The organism is Mycobacterium sp. E735 (assembly GCF_001666955.1).
GTDB lineage: Bacteria > Actinomycetota > Actinomycetes > Mycobacteriales > Mycobacteriaceae > Mycobacterium.
The window spans coordinates 40,578-59,979 of the sequence record NZ_LZIX01000303.1 but is presented as its reverse complement, the minus strand read 5'-3'; the positions used below and the strand labels follow the sequence as shown (position 1 = coordinate 59,979).

Below are 19,402 nucleotides of genomic sequence, written 5' to 3'. Positions count from 1 at the left end.
CCCTTTGCTCGTTCACTCCTGGGCCGGGCGGCTCAGCCGGCAACGGTGGCGCCGAGGGCGAAGTCGAAATTCCCCACCCCGTGGCGGGCGAGGCCCATCACGACCAGGCCCGTTCCTTCCAGCCAGTGCGCCATGTTCAAGCCGCCGACGTCGAGCGGGCGCAGCTCGAGGCTTTTGATGAACTCCGCCACGGCCGCCTTGGCCCGCGCGTCGTCGCCGGCGATGAAGACGTCGAGCGGCCGGCCCTGCGCCAGGACAGCGCCAAAGATGGTGTTGAAGGCCTTCACCACGCTGGCGCTGGCCGGGGCCGTCTTGGCGACTTCCTGCGCGATCGAGGTGTCATCGGGGATGGCCAGCCCGTCGGCCGCGGCATTGAAGGGGTTGCTGATGTCGACGATGACCTTGCCCGCGAGGGCGTCTCCGTACTGGGCGACGACCGGAACGACATCGGCGTACAACACGGAAACGATGACGATGTCCCCGGCCGGGACGGCGCCGAAATCCCCCGTCGTCGCGCTGCCGCCGAGGCTCTTGGCCATCCCGCCGGCCTTGGACTGATCGCGGCCGATGATCTCGACGGCGTTGCCGCCCGCTACGGCCAGCGCGCCAATGGTACGAGCCATGTTCCCGGTCCCGATGATGCTGATGCTGCTCATGAGATGTCCTGTCCTGAACTAGTGGTCGGAATGGTTGATGCGTCCACCTTATGGGGATTTTGATGACACGTCAACCACTTACCGGTAGCATGGGGGCCAATGGAACCGAACTGGCTGAACCCTAGGGAAGACCGCGCCTGGCGGGCCTTCCAGCACGCGCACCATCAGCTCGACGTGCACCTGAACCGGGGCCTGCAGAAATCGGGACTGTCCGGGGCCGACTACGAGATCCTGGCGGTGCTTTCCGGCCACGACGGGGACCGCATGCCCGCCCGCGACCTGTGCAATGCACTGGGTTGGGAGAAGAGCCGTGTCTCACATCAGGTGCGGCGCATGCAGAAGGACGGGCTGATCTGTCGCGAGCCCAACCCCGACGACGCCCGCAGCACCATGGTCTGCCTGCTGCCTGCCGGCCGCGCCGCCATCGAGAAGGCGGCGCCCGGGCACGTGGAGGACGTCCGCCGGAACTTCATCGACCTGCTTACCCCGGCCGAGCTCGAGATGCTCGCCGCCCTGAACGAACGGGTCCTGCGCCACTTGGCCAAAGACGAAGACTCCGCGGCCGACGACGAGCCCGCATAGCCTCGTCAGCCCTGAGGTGATGCCGGGCACGTAACGCGGTGGTCGAACCTCCCGCGACGAATCGCGGACCCGTGAATATCTGTGGAGCTAAGGGGACTCGAACCCCTGACCCCCACACTGCCAGTGTGGTGCGCTACCAGCTGCGCCATAGCCCCAAGTCGTGCCAATCGAAGCTACACCACTGGCTACCGACCTTCAAAGCTGCCGGTCAGGCGGGCTCGAGCGCCGTCCGCGTCTCGGGCGCCGGCACCCAGGCGACGGCGGCGACCAACAGAACAACCCCACTGATCGCGAACGCCCAGCCGTAGCTCAGCCGCTCGGCGACCCAGCCGACCGCTATCGAGCCGACGATCGCGCCCAGATCCGACGCCATCTGCACCGCGGCCACCGGCGTGCCCGCGCGAGCCTCCCTGCCGAGGATGTCGGCGACGGCGGCCTGCATAGGAGACATGAAGATCCCCGTCGTCACGCCGGACACAAACCCCACGACCATGAACGCGGGCAGCGACGTCACGACGCCCAGCCCGGCGGTGGCCGCACCGGACGCCGCCAGACCGACAATCAACAACGTGCGCCGCCCCATCCGGTCGGACAAGTAGCCACTGGGAATGACGGCCACCGCATTGCCGGCCGCGAACGCCGCCAGCACCAAGCCGATGACCCCGACGCTGCGGCCCATGACGTCGGAAATGAACAGCGGGACCAGCGCGACGCGCAGCCCAAAAGCCGACCAGCCCATCGCAAAATTGGACAACAGCGCCGACCGATACGCGCGGAACCCCAACGCTTCTCGGATCGTCACCGTCGATCGTGTCGGCGGCAAAGGTGCGGCCAGCGTCGAATTTCGCAAGCCATAGAACAGCACCACGGCCACCACCAGCATTGCGGCACCGTAGACGATGAAGGGAGCCGTCAGCCCCCAGCCCGCCGCCAGGGCGCCGACCGCCGGCCCACCGACCGCGCCGATCATGAACGAACTGGTAAAAATGCCCGCGATTCGCCCGCGGGCGTCGGGCGGGCTGATGTGGATCATCAACCCCAAGGCCGCGACGTAAAACAGCGTCGAACCCAAGCCGCTGAGGGCGCGAAAAAACAGGAGTTGCCAGTACGCCCGCGAGAACGCGCACGCGGCAGTGGCCAACCCCACGATCAGCAAACCACCGATGTAGATCCGCCGTTCACCCAACCGTTGCGCCAACAGTCCGCTTATCGGTGCGAAACACAGTCGGGTCAACGAGAAGACGGTGACCAAGAAAGTCACCGCCTCGATGCTGACCCCGAAGGTGCGGGCGAAGGCGGGCATTGCCGGCGAAATGACGCCGTAGCCCAGTGCCACCATGATGTTGGCCCAGCTGAGGATCCAGACTTCGCGCGGAAGCCGCGCAGAAGAAGAGCCGCGTCCCCCCGGGCGGGCAAGTCGGAGGGAACAAGTCACCCAATGACTTTATTAACTACCTCGCGCGCGGTTTCCTGCACCTCCACCAAATGCTCGGGTCCGTTGAAAGACTCGGCATAAATCTTGTAGACGTCTTCGGTGCCCGACGGCCGCGCAGCAAACCACGCGTTGGCGGTCGTCACCTTTAATCCGCCCAACGGCGCGCCGTTGCCGGGCGCGGTGGTGAGTTTCGCGGTGATCGGCTCGCCGGCCAATTCGGTGGCGGTCACCTGCTCGGGTGAGAGCTTGGAAAGCCGCGCTTTCTGGTCGCGATCGGCAGGCGCGTCGACTCTGGCGTAGAACGGCGTCCCGTACTCGGCGGTCAGCTCCTGATAGCGCTGCGACGGGGTCAATCCGGTGACGGCCAGGATCTCGGAGGCCAGCAGCGCCAGGATGATGCCGTCCTTGTCGGTGGTCCACACCGAGCCGTCGCGCCGCAGGAACGACGCGCCCGCGGATTCCTCGCCGCCGAACCCGATGGTGCCGCCGATCAGGCCGTCGACGAACCACTTGAAGCCGACCGGGACCTCGAGGAGCTTGCGGCCGATGCCGGCGACCACCCGGTCGATGATGGACGAGCTGACGGCGGTCTTGCCGACGGCGATGCCGTCCGGCCACGACGGCCGGTTGGTGTACAGGTAATCGATGGCGACCGCCAGATAGTGGTTGGGGTTGAGCAGCCCACCGTCGGGCGTGACGATGCCATGCCGGTCGGAGTCCGCGTCGTTGCCGGTGGCGATCTGATAGCTATCGCGGTTGGCAATCAACGAGGCCATCGCGTCCGGTGAGCTGCAGTCCATCCGGATCTTGCCGTCGTGGTCGAGCGTCATGAACCGCCATGTCGCGTCGACGAGCGGGTTGACCACGGTCAGGTCCAACCCATGCCGCTGCGCGATCTCGCCCCAGTAGTCCACGCTCGCCCCGCCGAGCGGGTCCGCACCGATCCGCACCCCCGCCGCGCGGATCGCGTCGATGTCGACCACGTTCGGCAGGTCGTCGACGTAGGTGCCGAGATAGTCATAACGCTGGACGGCATCCAGCGCTCGCGCGAACGGCACTCGCTTCACCCGGGCGCCGTCGCGGAGAATTTCGTTGGCGCGCTTGGCGATTGCGTTCGTAGCGTCGGTGTCCGCGGGCCCGCCGTTGGGCGGGTTGTACTTGAAGCCGCCGTCGGGAGGCGGGTTGTGCGACGGCGTCACGACGATGCCGTCGGCCAGCGCGTCGGTGCGGCCGCGGTTGTAGTTGAGGATCGCGTGGCTGACCGCCGGTGTCGGCGTGTAGCGGTCCCGGGAGTCCACCATGGCGACGACGTCGTTGGCGGCCAGCACCTCCAGCGCCGAGACCCATGCCGGCTCGGAAAGGCCATGCGTGTCCCGGCCGATGAACAGCGGGCCCGTGGTGCCATGTGCGGCGCGGTACTCGACGATGGCCTGGGTGATCGCGACGATGTGGGCCTCATTGAACGCCCCGTTGAGCGCGGAGCCGCGATGGCCCGACGTGCCGAACACCACCTGCTGTGCGACGTCGTCGGGGTCGGGCTGAACCGAGTAGTAGGCCGTCACCAGGTGCGGCAGGTCGACGAGGTCTTCGGGCTGGGCCGGCTGACCGGCGCGAGGGTGGGCCATGGTTACCAATTCTGCCCGCGGCGCACGTCGCCGACCTGTCAGGTACTTTTCTGACGTCCCGGATTCACCCACCCGTAAATCCTGCACAGGGGAAAGGGATCACGTGGCGCACGACTATCGCGAACTGGCCGCGGTCTTCGCCGGCGGGGCGCTGGGCTCGCTGGCCCGCGCCGCCCTGGGCGTCCTCGCCGCGGGCGACCCGGCGAGGTGGCCGTGGCCGACCTTCACGGTGAACATCGTCGGCGCCTTCCTGGTCGGGTACTTCACCACCCGGTTGCTCGAACGGTTGCCGTTGTCGAGTTATCGGCGTCCCCTGCTCGGCACCGGGTTGTGCGGTGGGCTCACGACGTTCTCGACGATGCAGGTCGAGACGCTCAGGATGGTCGAGCACGGCCACTGGGCATTGGCCGCCGGCTACACCGTCACCAGCGTCGTGTTGGGACTGCTGGCCGTACACCTGGCCACCAAATTGGTGCGCCGGGTCCGGGTCCGCGGATGACGGCCGGCGCGGTCACGACGGTCGCGGTGTGGGTCGGTGTCGCGCTGATCGGCGGCGTCGGCTCGGTGCTGCGCTTCGTCGTCGACCGCGCGGTGGGCCGCCGGGTGGCCCGGTCCTTTCCGTTCGGCACGTTGGCCGTAAACGTCAGCGGCGCAGCGCTCTTGGGCTTTCTCGGGGGCCTGGTGCTGAGCAAGGAAGCGGCCCTGCTGGCCGGCACCGCGTTCGTAGGCGCCTACACCACTTTTTCCACCTGGATGCTGGAAACTCAACGGCTCGGCGAGGAGCGCCAGGTGCGCGCGGCAATCGCCAACATCGTCGTCAGCGTCGCGCTCGGTGAGGCGGCCGCGTTCTTGGCGCAGCGCATCGCCGAGCAGCTCTGAGTCAGCCGCCGGGCACGTCGTCGGGCGTGCGGGGCAGCGCGTAAAGGGCCATCCGCCGGTTCGACATGTCGTGCTCACCGAGGAAGACGCAGCCGCCCCGTTCGCAGAACGTGCGCGCCAGGACGTTGCGGTGATCCGGATCGAACATGATGCGCCGGCATTGCGGATCGAGGCCCAGGATGCTGCCCACCAGGTAGGGCAGCAGGTAACTGACGTGGCCCCGCTTGATGTAGTCCAGATCGGCGACCGCGACGTGCAGGCCCAGATCGTGGGGATCGTAGTCATAGCGGTCAGCAATGGAATCCTTTGCCGCCCGGTACAATTCGATGTAGGCACGAGGCATCGCGTACAGCGTGGCGATGAAGGGCCGGGAGAACCCGCCTTCGAGTTGCGCCCTCAGGTAGCGGTGCCAGCGGGTCACCGGCCAGGCGGACTCCCACGCTTCGGCCAGGTGCGGCCGATTCATCCACTCGGCGACCATCTCCGCGTCGGCGTCCGGATCGGCCAGACGCAACCCGTACGGCTCGGGCAACGCCGGTATGGGCGGGGGCGGGACGGCGCGGACCTCATCGGGGATCTCGGTCAACTCCCGCGGCAGTATCGGGTCGTCCTCGCTCACGCGGGCGCCCCTGCCATCCACCGTTCGGCCAGGGCCGAAACCCATTCGGCGGCCGCAGCGGGCCGCTCGGGCGGCGCCGCGACCAGAACCAATTCGTCGATGCCCAGATCGGCGAGGGCGCCGACATCACCGACGCCCGGATCGCGCAACGCCACCGAGAGCCGCAACTGCCCACGATCACGCCCCGCCTCGGCGCATAGCCGCTCCAATTCGGCGAGCCGGTCGTGCACGGCTTCGACGCCGTCGAGGTTGAAGCCGTACCAACCGTCAGCCCACGTCGCCGCCCGCCGCAGCGCCGAATCACTATTGCCGCCAACCACTATCGGGATGTGGCGGTCGCGCACCGGCTTGGGGTTGACCCGAATCGAGTCGAAGCTGACGAAATCGCCGTCGAACGAGGCGATGTCGTCGCGCCACACCGCGCGCATCGCGGCAACGTATTCGGCGGTGCGCTCGGCCCGACGGGCGAACGGCACCGAAAGCGCGGCGAACTCCTCCCTCGACCAGCCGACGCCGATCCCCAGGGTCAGCCGCCCGCCGCCGAGCCGGTCCAGGCTGGCGGCCTGCTTGGCCACCACCACCGGATTGTGCTCGGGCAACAGGAGCACGCCCGTCGCCAGCCCGATCCGGGACGACGCCGCCGCGGCGAAGCTCAGTGCGATCATCGGGTCAAGCCAATCCGCTTGTGCGGGAACGGCGATGACGCCGTCTTCGGAGTAGGGATAGCGGGAGGCCGGTCGGTCGACCATGACGACGTGTTCGCCGGCCCACAGCGTGGCGAAGCCGCAGTCGTCCGCGGTCGACGCGACGGCATCGATCACGGCGCGATCGGCGCCGGCGCCGATCCCCAGGGCGTGCAATCCCAGCCGCATCGCACGATCGTCTCACGCGCTCAGTGGCTTTTCAGCAGCTCCGCGAGGACGGCGGCATGGCTGATGTCGGGGTCGCGGGTCGCGGTGACCAGGGTGACGACGCCGCGCCGGGCCAGCTCGCGCAGCTCGTCGAGCGCCGGGTTGTCGTCGAGTTCCGCCTCGTAGCGCTTGGCGAATTCGTCGAAGTGTTCTGACCGGTGGTGATACCACTCGCGGAGGTCCTTGGACGGCGCGACGTCCTTGGACCAGATCCCCACCCTCGGGTCGCCCTTGCGCACTCCTCGCGGCCACATGCGGTCGATGAGCACGCGCTGGCCGTCGTCGGGGCCGACGTCGTCGTAGACCCGCGCCACCCTGATCCGGCTCTGGCCGCTCACACCCGCCAGCGTAGCGGCGGGCCTGTCGGTGGTTCCGGTTAGCATCGCACGTATGTTCGAAGAATTGGCGGTCATCGACCCGTCGGCCGACGAATCGGCGCTGATCGAGCGCATCGCGGAGCTGGAGGCGGCCAAGTCGGCGGCCGCCGCCGGGCAGGCCCGCGCGACGGCCGCGCTGGACGCGGCGCGTCGAGCTGCCGAGGCGGCTGCCGGCGTATCCGCGGCGCGGCGCGGCCGGGGCATGGCCACCGAGGTCGCGCTGGCGCGCCGCGATGCCCCGGCTCGGGGCTGCCGGCACCTGGGCTTCGCCAAAGCCCTCGTGCACGAGATGCCGCACACGTTGGCGGCGCTGGAGCGCGGGGTGCTGTCGGAGTGGCGGGCGACGCTGATCGTGCGCGAGAGCGCCTGCCTCGACGTCGAGGATCGCCGCGCGTTGGACGCGGAACTGTGCGCCGAGCAGGCGAACCTGGACGGCATGGGCGACGCGCGGGTGGCCGCGGCCGCCAAGGCGATCGCCTATCGCCTTGACCCGCATGCCGTCGTCGACCGGGCGGCCAGGGCAGAGCGGGAGCGCACGGTGACCATCCGGCCCGCGCCCGACACGATGACGTATCTCACCGCGTTATTGCCGGTGGCCCAGGGCGTTTCGGTGTACGCGGCGCTCCGCCGCGAGGCGGACACCCGCGGCGACGGCCGCTCACGCGGGCAGCTGATGGCCGACACCTTGGTGGAACGGGTCACCGGCCGCAGCGCGGCGGCCCCCACCCCGGTCGCCGTCAACCTGGTGCTCTCCGACGACACGCTGCTTGGGGGCGCCAACGCGCCGGCGGACATCTGCGGCTACGGCCCGATCCCCGCGGCGGTGGCGCGCGCGATGGTCAGCAGCGCCGTCACCGACCGGCGCTCGCGCGCGACGCTCCGCAGGCTCTACGCGCATCCCCGGGCCGGGGCGCTGGTGGCGATGGAGTCGCGGGCACGGATCTTTCCGCGCGCGCTGGCCGCGTTCATCGAATTGCGCGACCAACGTTGCCGCACCCCGTATTGCGACGCGCCCGTCAGGCACCGCGACCACGCGCAGCCGTGGGCCGACGGCGGTCCCACCACCGCGGACAATGGTCTGGGCCTATGCGAGGGCTGCAACTACACCAAGGAAGCCGCGGGGTGGCGGGTGAGCGCCGCCGTCGACGAAAACCACACTCACACCGCGCAATTCACCACTCCCACCGGAAAGAGCTACCGATCGACGGCCCCGCCGCGAGCGCCCGTGATCACGGTCAGCGAGGTGGAATTCCGCATCGGGGTCTCCATCGCGCGCCATGCGGCCTAGGCACTGTTCAGGATTGGCCGGTGAGGCGCTCCACGTCGACGACCTCGCCGCGGTTGATGCTGACCCAGTCGCGTCCGTCCAGGTAGGGGCGCAGCGCGCGGCCGATCAACTCGGCGTCGGCCGGTGTCTTGGGCCGTTGCAACTCGTACACGTGGGGCAATTCGGCCATCCCGGTGACGACGTTCCACAGCGTCAGGGCCTCGGGCCCGGTCGGCGGGTCCACCAGTACCGGACCGAACAGGCACTGCCCCGACAAAAACAGTGTCGGCACCCCGTAGCCGCCCGCGTCGACGACCCGGTGGTGGTCGTGGTGGATCTCGTCGTGGGTGGTCGGGTCGTCGAGCGCCGCATCGAGGAGCGACGGTTCGGCGCCGATCTCGCCCAGCAGGCGGCGCGCAACCGCGGGGTCGTGCGGTTTGCCGCCCAGCGTGTGCAGTTCGCGTCCGATGGCGGCGTACCACCGGTCCAGCAGCGCCATGTCCGTTCGGCGCAGCAGCGCGCCGATCCGCATCAACGACCACCCGTAGGACCACTCCCGCTCCCAGGGGTGCTTCTGGCCCTCGGACCGGTTGATCTCCTCGAGGCTGAAAAATCGCCAGTCGACGGTGATGCCGAGTTGCTCGCGAACGTCGCGGATCCACAGCGAGGTCTGATAGGCGAACGGGCACATCGGATCGAAATGAAAATCCACCACGACGCTCATCTCGGACCCGCTTTGTCGCTCAGTAGTGATAGGTGTCCGACGGCGCGGGGGAATGATCCCGTTCTTCGTCGTCGAAGTCCGACGATTCTATGTCGTAGGCGCGGGCCAGCTCGAGGATCTTCGTGGCCCTGGCAATCCGCGGCAGGTCGGACCCGTTGCGGATCTCTCCCCCGTCGCGTTCGAACTCGGCGAAAAACTCTTTCGCCCAAGAAATTTCGTCCTGTGATGGCGACAGACCCTCGTTCACCACGCCGCATTGGTCCGGGGTGAGGCAGATCTTGCCCGTCATCCCGAATTCCACGGAAACGGCGGTGGCCTCGATCAACTTCAGGGCATTCGAGCCGATCGTGGGCCCGTCGATGGCGCTGGGCAGACTCGCCGCCTTGGCGGCGATGGTGAACCGGGACCGGGCGTAGGCCAGCGTGCTGGGGTCTTCTCCGAAGCCGGTGTCGCGGCGGAAGTCGCCGATCCCGAAGGCGAGCCGGAAGGTGCCCTTAGCCGCGGCGATCTCGGTGATGCGCTCCAGGCCGCGGGCCGTTTCCACCAGCGCCACGATCGGCACGTTGGGCAGCCGTTGCGCCGTCTCGGTGACGTGGTCCACCGATTCGACCATCGCCAGCATCACCCCGCCCACCGGTGTGCCGGACAGCGCGGCGAGGTCGTCCGCCCACCACGGGGTGCCGAAACCGTTGACGCGGACCCAGTCGGTGTTGCCGGCGCCCAGCCAGCTCACCACGTTGTCGCGGGCGGCGTGCTTGTCTTTGGGGGCGACGGCGTCCTCGATGTCGAGCACGACGATGTCGGCCCGGGAGTGCGCCGCGGATTGGAACCGGTCAGCGTGCGCGCCGTTGACCAAGAGCCAGCTCCGGGCCAAAACGGGATCGATGCGGTAGCCAATGACGTCGTCGGGCTCCGTCGCGCTGCTGTTGACCTGGTCGTACATTCGTCTCTCGGGGTTATCGATATCGGACTGGTGCCTTAACCGTAGCGATGTCCCCCAACGGGCGGTCGGGTATGCCCCCCGGGCACAGAAATGGCTGGGCCGCCCGGGCGGAGGAACCCCTCGCCCGGGCGGCCTGGCTTTGAATGCTCGGCTAGTTGATGCCGACAACCTCCTGCGCGATCGCGGCGACACGCGTCTGGGCGGCCGACACGACCCGCTGGCGATTCTTGTTCGCCTCTTCGTAGGCGATGATGGCCCGCACGTCGCTCGGATTCGCAAGCTCCTTCACCTCGGCGACGGCCTCGCTGACGTTCAGCTCGTCGTAGTTGGCGATGGGCAGCTCGTCGGCGTCGAGGACCCCCACAGCGGCGCGTGCCGCATGCAGGGCGTCGGCCGTCTGCCGGGCACCTTCGCTGCGGGTGACCTTCTCGGCCGCCTCGAGCGCGGCGTTGCGCGACGCGGCGAGCGCGCGGGTTGCCACGTCACCGGCGTGCGCACCCCGGCTCACCAGCTCGTTGAACGTCGGCCGGGCCGAGCGCAGCGCGTCCGCGGCCCTGTCGACGCCCCGGACCGACCATTCGACCGGCAGGTTGACCAACTTCACCGCGGTTCCGGCCGCGGCCTGCAGCGGCGTGCGGCGCAGCGCGGCCGGGCCGCCGAGGGCGTCTTCGGCCAGCACGGTGGTCAGCCAGTCCACGGTCGCCGAATGCGCCGTGATCAGCCGCGTTGCCAGGCTCTCGACCTCGGGAAGCTCGGCCGCGACGGCCAGGGCCTTCAGGTAGCGGGACCGGTCCAGCAACTGATCTTCCAGCGCGAGGTCGCCCAGGAGCGCCTCGTCGAACGGCTGGGCCTGCTCGGTCAGCGCCTTGACCGCGGCCGCGGCCCGGCCCAGGAACGGCCCGACGATGTCGGGGACACCGCCGAGCCCGCGGATCGCCTTCTCGATCGCCTCGGACCGCTCGCGGGCGTTGGACGCGTTCTGCGTGAGCTCACGCTGAACGGCCTCGGTACGTGCCTGCGCGATGCGGGTTTCCGCGACCTGGATCTCGGTGTTGGTCAGCTGGTGAAGCGCACGCAACTGCGCCAGCACCGTCGTCTTGTCCGATGAAGTCATCGAAAAATTCGCCTCCTGCGTTGATTGTGTGGATCGGCACGAAAGCGCCTTTCTAGCGGCTACCCGTTCGACCCTCGGCAGATAACATCCAATCCGGCGTGTGACGCAGATCGCTTTCGCGCCCGGCCACGTGTCGTCGTGGTCGGCCCGGCCGGCAAACGAAAGTTGTTGCCTACTCAGATCTTTGGAGAGACGGCGGCCGACCTGCTGGCGGGGCACACAGGGCCCGTTTAGCCCCCTACGCAGCGGGTATGCGTGGCGAAGGCGCACACAGCCCACAGTGCGCAACCGAATTCGCAGAAACACTGGAGGTATCGGCGATGGCCGACATGATTGTCCAGTCGCCCGAGGAAGTCGTCGCATTCCTGAAGGCGCAGCACAACCTCATCGAGGACCTGTTCGACGAGGTGCTGCACGCATCCGATCCCCAGGCACGGGAAAAGCCGTTCGCGACGCTGCGTCAACTGCTGGCCGTGCACGAGACAGCCGAGGAAATGGTCGTGCACCCGCGCGTGCGCCGGGAGTCCGACGCCGGCGACGCGATCGTCGACGCTCGACTCACGGAGGAACACCAGGCCAAGGAGTTGCTTTCGAGCATCGAAGACCTCGACGTCACCTCCCAGCAGTTCATCGACGAGTTGAAAAAACTTCGCGAGGCCGTGCTGGACCACGCGCAGCACGAGGAAAGCGAGGAGTTCCCCGTGCTGCAGAAGGAAGTTGACGAAACCGACCTCAAGCGGATGGGGGTGGCGGTGCGCGCGGCTCAGGCCATCGCGCCGACGCACCCGCACCCCGGCGTGGAGTCGGCGAAGATGAACTTCGCCCTCGGACCGTTCGCGTCGATGCTCGACCGCGCCCGCGACCTCATCGGCCAGGCCCTCGGCTCGTAATTCGCCGTAGGCTCGTTGAGGTGAGTGTCGCCCCGGATATGACGGTCGCCCTGCAGGACCGGTTCTTCCGCGCATTGCCGGAGATGGCCGTCCGGTGGCAGGCGGAGCCGCCGGCCGAGCCGCGGTTGCTCGCCCTCAACGAGCGGCTCGCGGAGGAACTAAGCCTGGACGCCGACTGGCTGCGAAGCCCGGACGGGTTGCGCTTCCTGGTGGGCGACCTGCTCCCCAGCGACGCCGTTCCAGTGGCCCAGGCCTACGCCGGGCATCAGTTCGGGGGCTTCGTCCCCCGCCTCGGTGATGGTCGCGCCCTGCTGCTCGGCGAGCTCGCCGACGGCGACGGACGCCTGCGCGACATCCACCTGAAGGGCTCCGGGCCGACACCGTTCGCGCGCGGCGGCGACGGCCTGGCGGCCGTGGGGCCCATGCTGCGCGAGTACATCGTCAGCGAGGCGATGCATGCGCTCGGGGTGCCGACCACGCGATCGTTGGCCGTCGTCGGCACCGGCCGTCCGGTCCTGCGCGAGGCCGAACTCCCCGGGGCGGTGCTGACCCGCGTGGCCAGCAGCCACCTGCGCGTGGGCAGCTTCCAGTTCGCCGCCTCCACCGGCGACATCGACCTGCTGCGGCGCCTCGCCGACCACGCGATCGCCCGCCACCATCCCAGCGCCGCGAGCGCCGACCGGCCCTATCTCGCGTTGTTCGAGGGGGTGGTCGCCGTTCAGGCGGCGCTCGTCGCGCGGTGGATGCTGATCGGGTTCGTCCACGGGGTGATGAACACCGACAACATGACGATCTCCGGCGAGACGATCGACTACGGGCCGTGCGCCTTCATGGAGGCCTATGATCCCGACACGGTCTTCAGCTCCATCGACTTTTGGGGCCGTTACGCCTACGCCAACCAGCCCGTCGTCGCCGGCTGGAACCTCGCCCGGTTCGCCGAGACGCTGCTTCCGCTGCTCTCCGAGGATCTCGAGCAGGCGGTCGCGCTCGCGGAGACGTCGTTCGGCGTCTTCCAGCGCGAGTACGACGCCGTGTGGTCATCCGGGATGCGCGCCAAACTCGGTGTGCCCGACGCCGAGGACGGCGCCTCGGCCGCCCTGGTCGACGAGTTGCTCGCCCTGCTCAAGGACAGCCACGTCGACTACACCTCGTTCTTCCGCCTGCTCGGTCGGGCGGCGCGCGGCGACGCAGAGCCCGCGCGGGGCGTGTTCGTCGACCTCGCCGGCTTCGACGCGTGGCTTTCGCGCTGGCAGGCGCTGGGCCCCGACGCCGATGTCATGGACCGCGTCAACCCGGTCTACATTCCGCGCAACCACCTGGTGGAGGAAGCTCTGACCGCGGCGACCGCGGGTGATCTGGGCCCACTCGAGCAACTCCTCGCCGCGGTGACGTCGCCCTATGGCGAACGGCCGGGCCTGGAGCGCTTCGCCAGCCCGGCCCCGGAGGACTTCGGCAAGTACCAAACGTTCTGCGGCACTTAGCCTTACGACAACTTGGCGGACTCGGCCTGCAGCTCGTCGAGGCGCCGCAGCGTCTCGTCGCGCGGCTCGGTGGGCAGTTCCACCAGCAGGTGCTGCAACCCGAGAGCGCGGTAGCCCTCGAGCTCTTCGGCCGTCGGCGCGCCGCCATGGAAGCTGATCACCGGAACGTCCGGACCGGCCACGCCGCGCAGCTGCTCCAACTGGGGCGCCAAGACGTCAGCCGACGGTGTCATCGACAGCCAGCCGGCATGCAGCCGGGCGATGCGTTTGAAGCCCGCGGGCCCGCCGCCGAAGTACAGCGGCGGATAGGGCTTCTGCGCCGGCTTGGGCCAACTGTAGAGGGGCCCGAAGTCGACGAATTTGCCGTGGAATTCCGCCTTTTCGTGCGTCCAGATCTCGATCATCGCGTCCAGCCGCTCGTCGACCACCCGTCCGCGAACCGACGGGTCGACCCTGTGGTTGGCGATTTCCTCGCGCAGCCAGCCCACACCCACTCCGAACCGGAAGCGGCCCCGCGACACCAGATCCAGCGACGCCACCTCTTTGGCCAAGTGAATCGGATCGCGCTGGGGAACCAGCGCGATCCCGGTGCCCAGGACCAGCCGCTCGGTGGCGGCAGCCGCCGCGGTCAACGCGACGAACGGATCCAGGGTGCGGTAGTACTTCGGCGGGATAGGACCGCCTGCCGGATAGGGCGTGATGTCGCCCGCCGGAATGTGGGTGTGCTCGGCGAGGAACAGCGACTCGAATCCACGCTGTTCCAGCGCCTGCCCCAGCTCCCCCGGGCCGATCCCCTCATCGGTTACGAATGTCAGTACGCCTAAACCCATGGCGTCCAGTCAACCGCATCTACCTTGTTCCGGCGACCACCTGGCCGCGATCCGGGCCTCACCGCGCCGGTTCCTCGCTCCCCCGCGTGGTCCGGCGCGTCGCGCCCCACAGCCCCACGCCGATGCCGACGACGGCGCCACCCAGGCCGATGATTCGTTGCGACGGTCTCAGCTCTTGGTGGACGCTCATGCCGCCGAGCAGGTCCGCCGCGTCGGCACCGCCCGACGCCAGGAACCAGCCGCGGGTGTTCTTGCCGCGCAACGCCGCCGCGGCGAGCAGCCCACCGATCAACGCGTCGCGATATCCCATGGACCGCAACAACAGTCGCGCCGTCGGCGTCGGTTCCTCCGGATCCCCCCAGAATCGGTTCGCGCTCAAGGGGTCGACGAGGAACCAGACGCCGGAGGTGAGTCGGATACTGCCCGCCAGAAGTGCCGCTCGGTCGATTGACATGCCCGGCAGCCTAGGAGCAAACCGCTCCTCCGCGCACGGGTTTACCCCAACGGCGGTCACGGAGCCGGGCAGGCGTGGGCGATTTGGATGGAGGCGGGCCACAATGCCGTGGTCAAGCCGAAGGCCACGGCGTCGGCTCCCGTAGGGAACACCGCCTCCACCCGGGCCTGAATCTGTCCAGCCTCGTCGGGGTGAAAAACGGTCCACGCGAACCCGATACACAGGTATGGGATCGCCATCCACAGGGCGAGTTCGATGAGCGCGCCGACCCGGACCTGGTATCGCATGGTGCGCCGAATCAGATCCACGGTCACTCCAGCGCGGGATCGGGTAGGCCGCACAGCCAGCACAGGGTGGCGAGGCCGTCGGGTGTGCCGGGCCAGTGCCTGGCCAGCGCATCGGGTCCCGCGATGCGGCTGATCCAGCGCAGCACCAGGCCGACGACGACCACGTCGTCGGCGAATCCGATCACCGGAATGGCATCAGGTATCAGGTCGATCGGTGAGACGACGAACGCGATCAACGCGACCAACACGACGCGGATCCGCCGCGGCAGTTCTTGATCGGCTGCGAGGCGTTTCAGCAGCCGAAGTACGTCGGGCAACAGCCGCACCAGGTCTTGCAATCTGGCCTTGGGCCTCAGCAGCCAGAAGGTGACGGCGAGGATCAGCCAGATCACCACGAACGCGCTCAGGATGCCCAGCGCGATCATCCACCAGTCGGGCCACATCTAGTCCATCTTGGCGGGACAGGCTGCCGCGTGCCAGCCCGGCTGCGAACGCCTGGCCTTGCTACGCCGCACCGGGCGGCGGAAACGGAATCCAGGGGAACATTCCGGTGTTGGTCGGAGGCGGCGGTGCCACCGTGTCCGGTTCCCCAATGTGCTGGGGGCAGTAGGCGTTCACCGCGCTGGTCGTGAAGCTGGTCGCCTCCGCCACCGTGAACCCGGAGTTCTCCGAGGACACGCTTTGGATGACAGCGGCTTTGGAGTGACCCTGGTCCATCAGTGCGCAGGCCTTCTTGCCCACCCGAATGGCGACGGCGCCGTCCTTGTAGGGAACGCCGGCCTGATCGAGCGCCGCCAAGAAGCTCGCATCGGGATTGCCGGCCGGATCGGCCAGCGCGGGCGTGGCCGCGCCGATGACGGCGGCGAAGCTCGCCAGCGCCAGAAGCATCCGCACCGTCTCAGCCTTCTACAGATGTTCGGCGTTGTCCTGTCGACCCGTTGCCGACCCCGTTAAGCAAACATTTCCCCAGGGCCCGGGTGTGGTACACAAGGCTTATGCCCGCGCAGAACCGTCAACCTGGTTGAGGGCGCCGTGGGCGACGATCGACTGTTGATCCTTGGGCGAACGTGCTGGCGTCTGGAGCGTGCCGACCGGTTCGGTCACATCATCGACGCGGCCGATTATTTCCGGCATGTCAAGACGGCGATGTTGCGGGCCCGGCACCGGATCGTGCTGATCGGTTGGGATTTCGACGCCAGGATGACGTTCGAACGGGGGGTCAAGACCCTTCCCGGCCCGAATCAGCTGGGCGCCTTTCTCTATTGGATGCTCTGGAAGCGGCCCGAACTCGAGATCTACCTATTGAAGTCCAATCTGCGTCTGCTGCCGGCCTTCGACGGCATCTGGTTCGGGCTGACTCCGGTGGCGCTGGTGAACCAGATCAGCAGCAGGCGAATCCACTTCGCGATCGACGGGGCCCACCCCACCGGCTCCGTCCATCACCAGAAGATCGTGGCCGTCGACGACTCCGTGGCGTTCTGCGGCGGGATCGACCTCACCATCGACCGATGGGACACCCGCGCACACGACCATGACGGTCCTGTTCGTCGGACGTTGGGACGCAGCTATGGGCCGCGGCACGACGTCGCCGCGGCGGTCGATGGCGCGGCCGCACGGGCACTCGGCGAGCAAGCCCTTCAACGGTGGCGGACGGCGACCGAGCAGTCGTTGCAACCGGTCACCGCCAAGCACACCGCGTGGCCCAGCAAACTCAAGCCGGCGCTGCGCGGCGTTGACGTGGGAATCGCTCTGACCCTGCCGGAACTCGGCCGGCGCCCCGAGACCCGGCAGGTCGAGGCGCTCAACCTGGCGGCCATAGCGGCGGCACGGGATTCGATCTATCTGGAAAACCAATATCTGGCGTCCCGGCGCATCATCGACGCGCTGGCCGCGCGGCTGAAGGAAGACGACGGGCCGGAGATCGTCATCGTCATTGCCCGCCGGGGGAACAACCCCCTCGAGCGGGGGACGATGGATTCGGCACGTCACCGGCTCATCCAGGTGCTGTGGGCCGCGGACGAGCATCGGCGGCTTGGCATCTACTGGCCGGTGACCGATGGCGGGGCGCCGATCTATGTCCACTCGAAGGTGGTGGTGGTGGACGACCGGCTCCTGCGCATCGGGTCATCGAACCTCAACAACCGATCGATGGGTTTCGACAGCGAATGCGACCTGGCCGTCGAGGCGGAGCCGGCTAGCCCCGAAGGCGATCGCGTGCGCGCCCAAATCACAGCGCTGCGAAGCCAATTGGTGGCCGAACACCTGGGAGTCACCGTCGGTGAGTTCGACGGCGCGACGCACGAACGCGGGTCGGTCCTCGCGGCCATCGAGGCCCTTCGCGGAGACGGCAAGACGTTGCGGCCGTTCACGGAGGGCACCGTGGCCGACGAAGCGGGCCCGCTGGCGGAGAACGAGCTCATGGATCCCGACCACGTCCCGCGATCGTTGACCCGAAGCGTGCAGCGATTCATCACCGGGTTGAGGGGTTGAGTTGAGGCCTACCCGGCTTAATCTGGACCGGGACGAAGGGCGAGTGCCAATGAACATCGACGACTCCGTCACGACGCTGGAAGACCTCAGGGGCGATCTGGCGCAGCGGTACAGGCGGACACCGACCGGCGGGAGTTCGGTCGACAGCAAGGTCGTCGACGCCGACATGGCGGCTATCGACCGCGACGGCCACGTGATCTGGCACGACCTGCTGACTCCCGAGCAATGCGACGAGATCCGCGAGGTCACTCAACCCTGGCTCGGGCACACGGGCCGCAATTCCTTCGAGGGCCGGCGCACCCAGCGCATTTACAGCCTGCTCAGCAGAACCCGGATGTGCGACGGGATCGTCGATCATCCGCGGGTGCTCGCGGTGCTCGATCGGCTGCTGATGCCCAACTACCTGCTTTCGGCCTTGCAGGCCATCAACATTCAGCCGGGAGAGGCCGCGCAGCTGGCCCACCACGATGACGGGTTCTACCCGATTCCGCGGCCCCGCGAACCCCTGGCGGCGGCGACGATCTGGGCCATCGACGACTTCACCGCCGACAACGGCGCCACCGTCCTCTATCCCGGCAGCCATCGCTGGGGCAAGCGCCGGCCCGGGCCGGACGACCGGGCCCTGCCCGTCGTGATGCCCGCCGGCTCGTGCGTCTTCTTCGTGGGCACGCTCTGGCACGGCGGGGGCGCCAACAGCACCGACCGCGACCGTCTCGCCGTCACCGCCCAGTACTGCCAACCCTGGCTGCGGCCGATGGAAGCCTTCACGCTGTCGATATCGCGCGAGACCGCGCGGGCGGTCTCCGACGACATTCGCCGCATGCTGGGCTACAGCATTCATCCGCCGTTCGTGGGCGCGGTCGACGGGCTGCACCCGCTGCGGCTGTTGGACAGCGACTCATAACTCCCAGTTCCGTTTGCCGCTGACACCCGCCAGGGACGGCTCTTGGGCCGGGCGGCTCTCGACCTCGATCGCCTGGCTGCGGCTCAGCGCGACAGCGGAGGCCGCCATCGCCGAGACCGCGACCAACAGCGCCAGCGCCGTCGAGCCGCCGACCGTCAGGTGTTCACCCAGCACCGCCACACCGAGCAGGACCGCGACCACGGGCTCCCCCACCAACATGATCGGCACCGACGCCTGCAACGCACCGGCGTGGAACGCGGAGTTCTGCACCACCGTCACCGCCACGGCCAGGCCGACCAATATGTATGGGGCGGGGACCGTCAGCAGCCCATGCCAACCGCCGACGGCGAAACGGTGCGTGCAGATCTTCGTCAACACGGCGATCATGCCGAGCAGGACCGCCACGGCGACCGCAAGCAGCATCGCCCGCGCACGGCCGATCGCGCGGCCGGCCGCCATCACGCAGACGACCAGCAACGGCACCGTCACCAGCAGCGTCAACGTCCACGCCGGTACCGCCGGACGGCTGTCACCCTCCCGGGGCTGACCGACGAGCACGAAGGCCGCCAGCGCGCCGGTCAGCAGAGTCGCCCAACCCCACTGGACCGCGCTGATGCGCTGGTCGCACAGCCGGGCGCCCAACGGCAGCGCGAACAGCAGCGAGGAAACCAGCAGCGGCTGGACCAGCAGCAGCGACCCGTGGGCCAGCGCGACGGCCTGGAACACGTAGCCCGCAACGGCGGCGACCAGGCCCGCCCACCACAACGGTCGCCGGACCATGGTCGTCACCATCGTCCCGGACATGCCCTGATCAGCGGGAACCTCCTGGGCGGCGCGCTGTCGAACGACGATGCCGACGGCGGCCCAGAACGCAGACAGCAACGCCGAAAAGATTGCGACCGCATGTGATTGCATCCACCCCATGCCCGCACGG

General features: G+C 68.4%; 23 protein-coding genes and 1 tRNA gene. 8 read left to right on the top strand and 16 right to left on the bottom strand.

Annotated features, from left to right (window positions below; translation table 11 throughout):
• Positions 1-32: 32 nt before the first annotated feature.
• Positions 33-656: an NADPH-dependent F420 reductase gene (locus A5704_RS24970; RefSeq protein ID WP_067891653.1), complete on the bottom strand. Its 624-nt coding sequence runs from the start codon at positions 654-656 to the stop codon at positions 33-35.
• Positions 657-755: 99 nt separating this feature from the next.
• On the opposite strand from A5704_RS24970, the gene A5704_RS24965 reads away from it, so the two are divergent.
• The gene (locus A5704_RS24965; RefSeq protein ID WP_067756884.1) at positions 756-1,238 is read left to right on the top strand and encodes a MarR family winged helix-turn-helix transcriptional regulator; all 483 of its coding nucleotides are present in this window, start codon (positions 756-758) and stop codon (positions 1,236-1,238) included.
• Between the two features lie 82 nt (positions 1,239-1,320).
• On the opposite strand, the gene A5704_RS24960 is transcribed toward A5704_RS24965, so the two are convergent.
• The 3 genes from A5704_RS24960 to pgm all read right to left on the bottom strand — a co-directional run bounded on the left by A5704_RS24960 (position 1,321) and on the right by pgm (position 4,298).
• Positions 1,321-1,393 (bottom strand) — tRNA-Ala (locus A5704_RS24960).
• A 53-nt stretch (positions 1,394-1,446) separates the two neighbouring features.
• A complete protein-coding gene (locus A5704_RS24955; RefSeq protein WP_369828500.1) occupies positions 1,447-2,598 on the bottom strand; it encodes an MFS transporter in 1,152 nt (383 codons plus the stop codon).
• 71 nt (positions 2,599-2,669) lie between these two features.
• The gene (pgm, locus tag A5704_RS24950) at positions 2,670-4,298 is read right to left on the bottom strand and encodes a phosphoglucomutase (alpha-D-glucose-1,6-bisphosphate-dependent) (protein WP_067756887.1); all 1,629 of its coding nucleotides are present in this window, start codon (positions 4,296-4,298) and stop codon (positions 2,670-2,672) included.
• A gap of 103 nt (positions 4,299-4,401) precedes the next feature.
• On the opposite strand from pgm, the gene crcB (A5704_RS24945) reads away from it, so the two are divergent.
• Positions 4,402-4,797: a fluoride efflux transporter CrcB gene (crcB, locus tag A5704_RS24945; protein WP_067756890.1), complete on the top strand. Its 396-nt coding sequence runs from the start codon at positions 4,402-4,404 to the stop codon at positions 4,795-4,797.
• Positions 4,794-5,177, top strand: a complete 384-nt coding sequence (crcB, locus tag A5704_RS24940; protein WP_067756893.1) for a fluoride efflux transporter CrcB — start codon at positions 4,794-4,796, stop codon at positions 5,175-5,177. The genes crcB (A5704_RS24945) and crcB (A5704_RS24940) overlap by 4 nt, the downstream gene beginning before the upstream one ends.
• 1 nt (position 5,178) lies before the next feature.
• Here crcB (A5704_RS24940) and A5704_RS24935 read toward each other — a convergent pair whose 3' ends face one another.
• From A5704_RS24935 to A5704_RS24925, 3 genes are read right to left on the bottom strand one after another with little or no spacing between them, the layout of a single operon-like run.
• Positions 5,179-5,796 (bottom strand): GNAT family N-acetyltransferase, encoded by a 618-nt coding sequence (locus A5704_RS24935; protein WP_082950198.1) that lies wholly within the window; start codon positions 5,794-5,796, stop codon positions 5,179-5,181.
• Positions 5,793-6,668, bottom strand: a complete 876-nt coding sequence (locus A5704_RS24930; RefSeq protein ID WP_067785503.1) for an LLM class F420-dependent oxidoreductase — start codon at positions 6,666-6,668, stop codon at positions 5,793-5,795. Before A5704_RS24930 ends, A5704_RS24935 begins: the two co-directional genes overlap by 4 nt.
• 20 nt (positions 6,669-6,688) lie before the next feature.
• Positions 6,689-7,045, bottom strand: coding sequence for a DUF488 domain-containing protein (locus A5704_RS24925; RefSeq protein ID WP_067891679.1), 357 nt, complete (start codon positions 7,043-7,045; stop codon positions 6,689-6,691).
• Positions 7,046-7,097: 52 nt separating this feature from the next.
• Between A5704_RS24925 and A5704_RS24920 the strand changes: the two genes are divergently transcribed.
• Positions 7,098-8,372, top strand: coding sequence for an HNH endonuclease signature motif containing protein (locus A5704_RS24920; RefSeq protein WP_067891648.1), 1,275 nt, complete (start codon positions 7,098-7,100; stop codon positions 8,370-8,372).
• Positions 8,373-8,379: 7 nt separating this feature from the next.
• On the opposite strand, the gene A5704_RS24915 is transcribed toward A5704_RS24920, so the two are convergent.
• The 3 genes from A5704_RS24915 to A5704_RS24905 all read right to left on the bottom strand — a co-directional run bounded on the left by A5704_RS24915 (position 8,380) and on the right by A5704_RS24905 (position 11,132).
• The gene (locus A5704_RS24915; RefSeq protein WP_067756906.1) at positions 8,380-9,075 is read right to left on the bottom strand and encodes a DsbA family protein; all 696 of its coding nucleotides are present in this window, start codon (positions 9,073-9,075) and stop codon (positions 8,380-8,382) included.
• 19 nt (positions 9,076-9,094) lie between these two features.
• Entirely contained in the window at positions 9,095-10,018 is a 924-nt protein-coding gene (locus A5704_RS24910) for a CoA ester lyase (protein ID WP_067756909.1), read from the bottom strand.
• Positions 10,019-10,169: 151 nt separating this feature from the next.
• Complete coding sequence (locus A5704_RS24905; protein ID WP_067891647.1) at positions 10,170-11,132, bottom strand: hypothetical protein; 963 nt, start codon at positions 11,130-11,132, stop codon at positions 10,170-10,172.
• A gap of 320 nt (positions 11,133-11,452) precedes the next feature.
• On the opposite strand from A5704_RS24905, the gene A5704_RS24900 reads away from it, so the two are divergent.
• Both A5704_RS24900 and A5704_RS24895 read left to right on the top strand, forming a co-directional pair.
• Positions 11,453-12,022 (top strand): hemerythrin domain-containing protein, encoded by a 570-nt coding sequence (locus A5704_RS24900; RefSeq protein WP_067756915.1) that lies wholly within the window; start codon positions 11,453-11,455, stop codon positions 12,020-12,022.
• Positions 12,023-12,060: 38 nt separating this feature from the next.
• On the top strand, positions 12,061-13,503 hold the full coding sequence (locus tag A5704_RS24895; protein WP_197499076.1) for a YdiU family protein: 1,443 nt from the start codon (positions 12,061-12,063) through the stop codon (positions 13,501-13,503).
• A 2-nt stretch (positions 13,504-13,505) separates the two neighbouring features.
• Here A5704_RS24895 and A5704_RS24890 read toward each other — a convergent pair whose 3' ends face one another.
• The 5 genes from A5704_RS24890 to A5704_RS24870 form a co-directional block, all read right to left on the bottom strand.
• The gene (locus A5704_RS24890; protein ID WP_067891646.1) at positions 13,506-14,333 is read right to left on the bottom strand and encodes an LLM class F420-dependent oxidoreductase; all 828 of its coding nucleotides are present in this window, start codon (positions 14,331-14,333) and stop codon (positions 13,506-13,508) included.
• Between the two features lie 58 nt (positions 14,334-14,391).
• Positions 14,392-14,787, bottom strand: coding sequence for a DUF4267 domain-containing protein (locus A5704_RS24885; protein WP_067891643.1), 396 nt, complete (start codon positions 14,785-14,787; stop codon positions 14,392-14,394).
• 56 nt (positions 14,788-14,843) lie between these two features.
• On the bottom strand, positions 14,844-15,074 hold the full coding sequence (locus tag A5704_RS24880) for a hypothetical protein (protein ID WP_067756928.1): 231 nt from the start codon (positions 15,072-15,074) through the stop codon (positions 14,844-14,846).
• Positions 15,075-15,097: 23 nt separating this feature from the next.
• The gene (locus A5704_RS24875) at positions 15,098-15,517 is read right to left on the bottom strand and encodes a YkvA family protein (RefSeq protein WP_067891642.1); all 420 of its coding nucleotides are present in this window, start codon (positions 15,515-15,517) and stop codon (positions 15,098-15,100) included.
• Positions 15,518-15,578: 61 nt separating this feature from the next.
• A complete protein-coding gene (locus A5704_RS24870; RefSeq protein ID WP_082954967.1) occupies positions 15,579-15,962 on the bottom strand; it encodes a DUF732 domain-containing protein in 384 nt (127 codons plus the stop codon).
• Between the two features lie 144 nt (positions 15,963-16,106).
• Here A5704_RS24870 and A5704_RS24865 point away from each other — a divergent pair, with 144 nt between their 5' ends.
• Together A5704_RS24865 and A5704_RS24860 are read left to right on the top strand one after the other, a co-directional pair.
• On the top strand, positions 16,107-17,564 hold the full coding sequence (locus tag A5704_RS24865) for a phospholipase D-like domain-containing protein (RefSeq protein ID WP_067782483.1): 1,458 nt from the start codon (positions 16,107-16,109) through the stop codon (positions 17,562-17,564).
• A gap of 49 nt (positions 17,565-17,613) precedes the next feature.
• Positions 17,614-18,468, top strand: a complete 855-nt coding sequence (locus A5704_RS24860) for a phytanoyl-CoA dioxygenase family protein (RefSeq protein WP_067891640.1) — start codon at positions 17,614-17,616, stop codon at positions 18,466-18,468.
• Here the strand turns inward: A5704_RS24860 and A5704_RS24855 are convergent.
• Positions 18,463-19,383, bottom strand: a complete 921-nt coding sequence (locus tag A5704_RS24855; RefSeq protein ID WP_369828499.1) for a DMT family transporter — start codon at positions 19,381-19,383, stop codon at positions 18,463-18,465. The two genes, A5704_RS24860 and A5704_RS24855, sit on opposite strands and share 6 nt — an antisense overlap.
• Between the last annotated feature and the right edge of the window lie 19 nt (positions 19,384-19,402).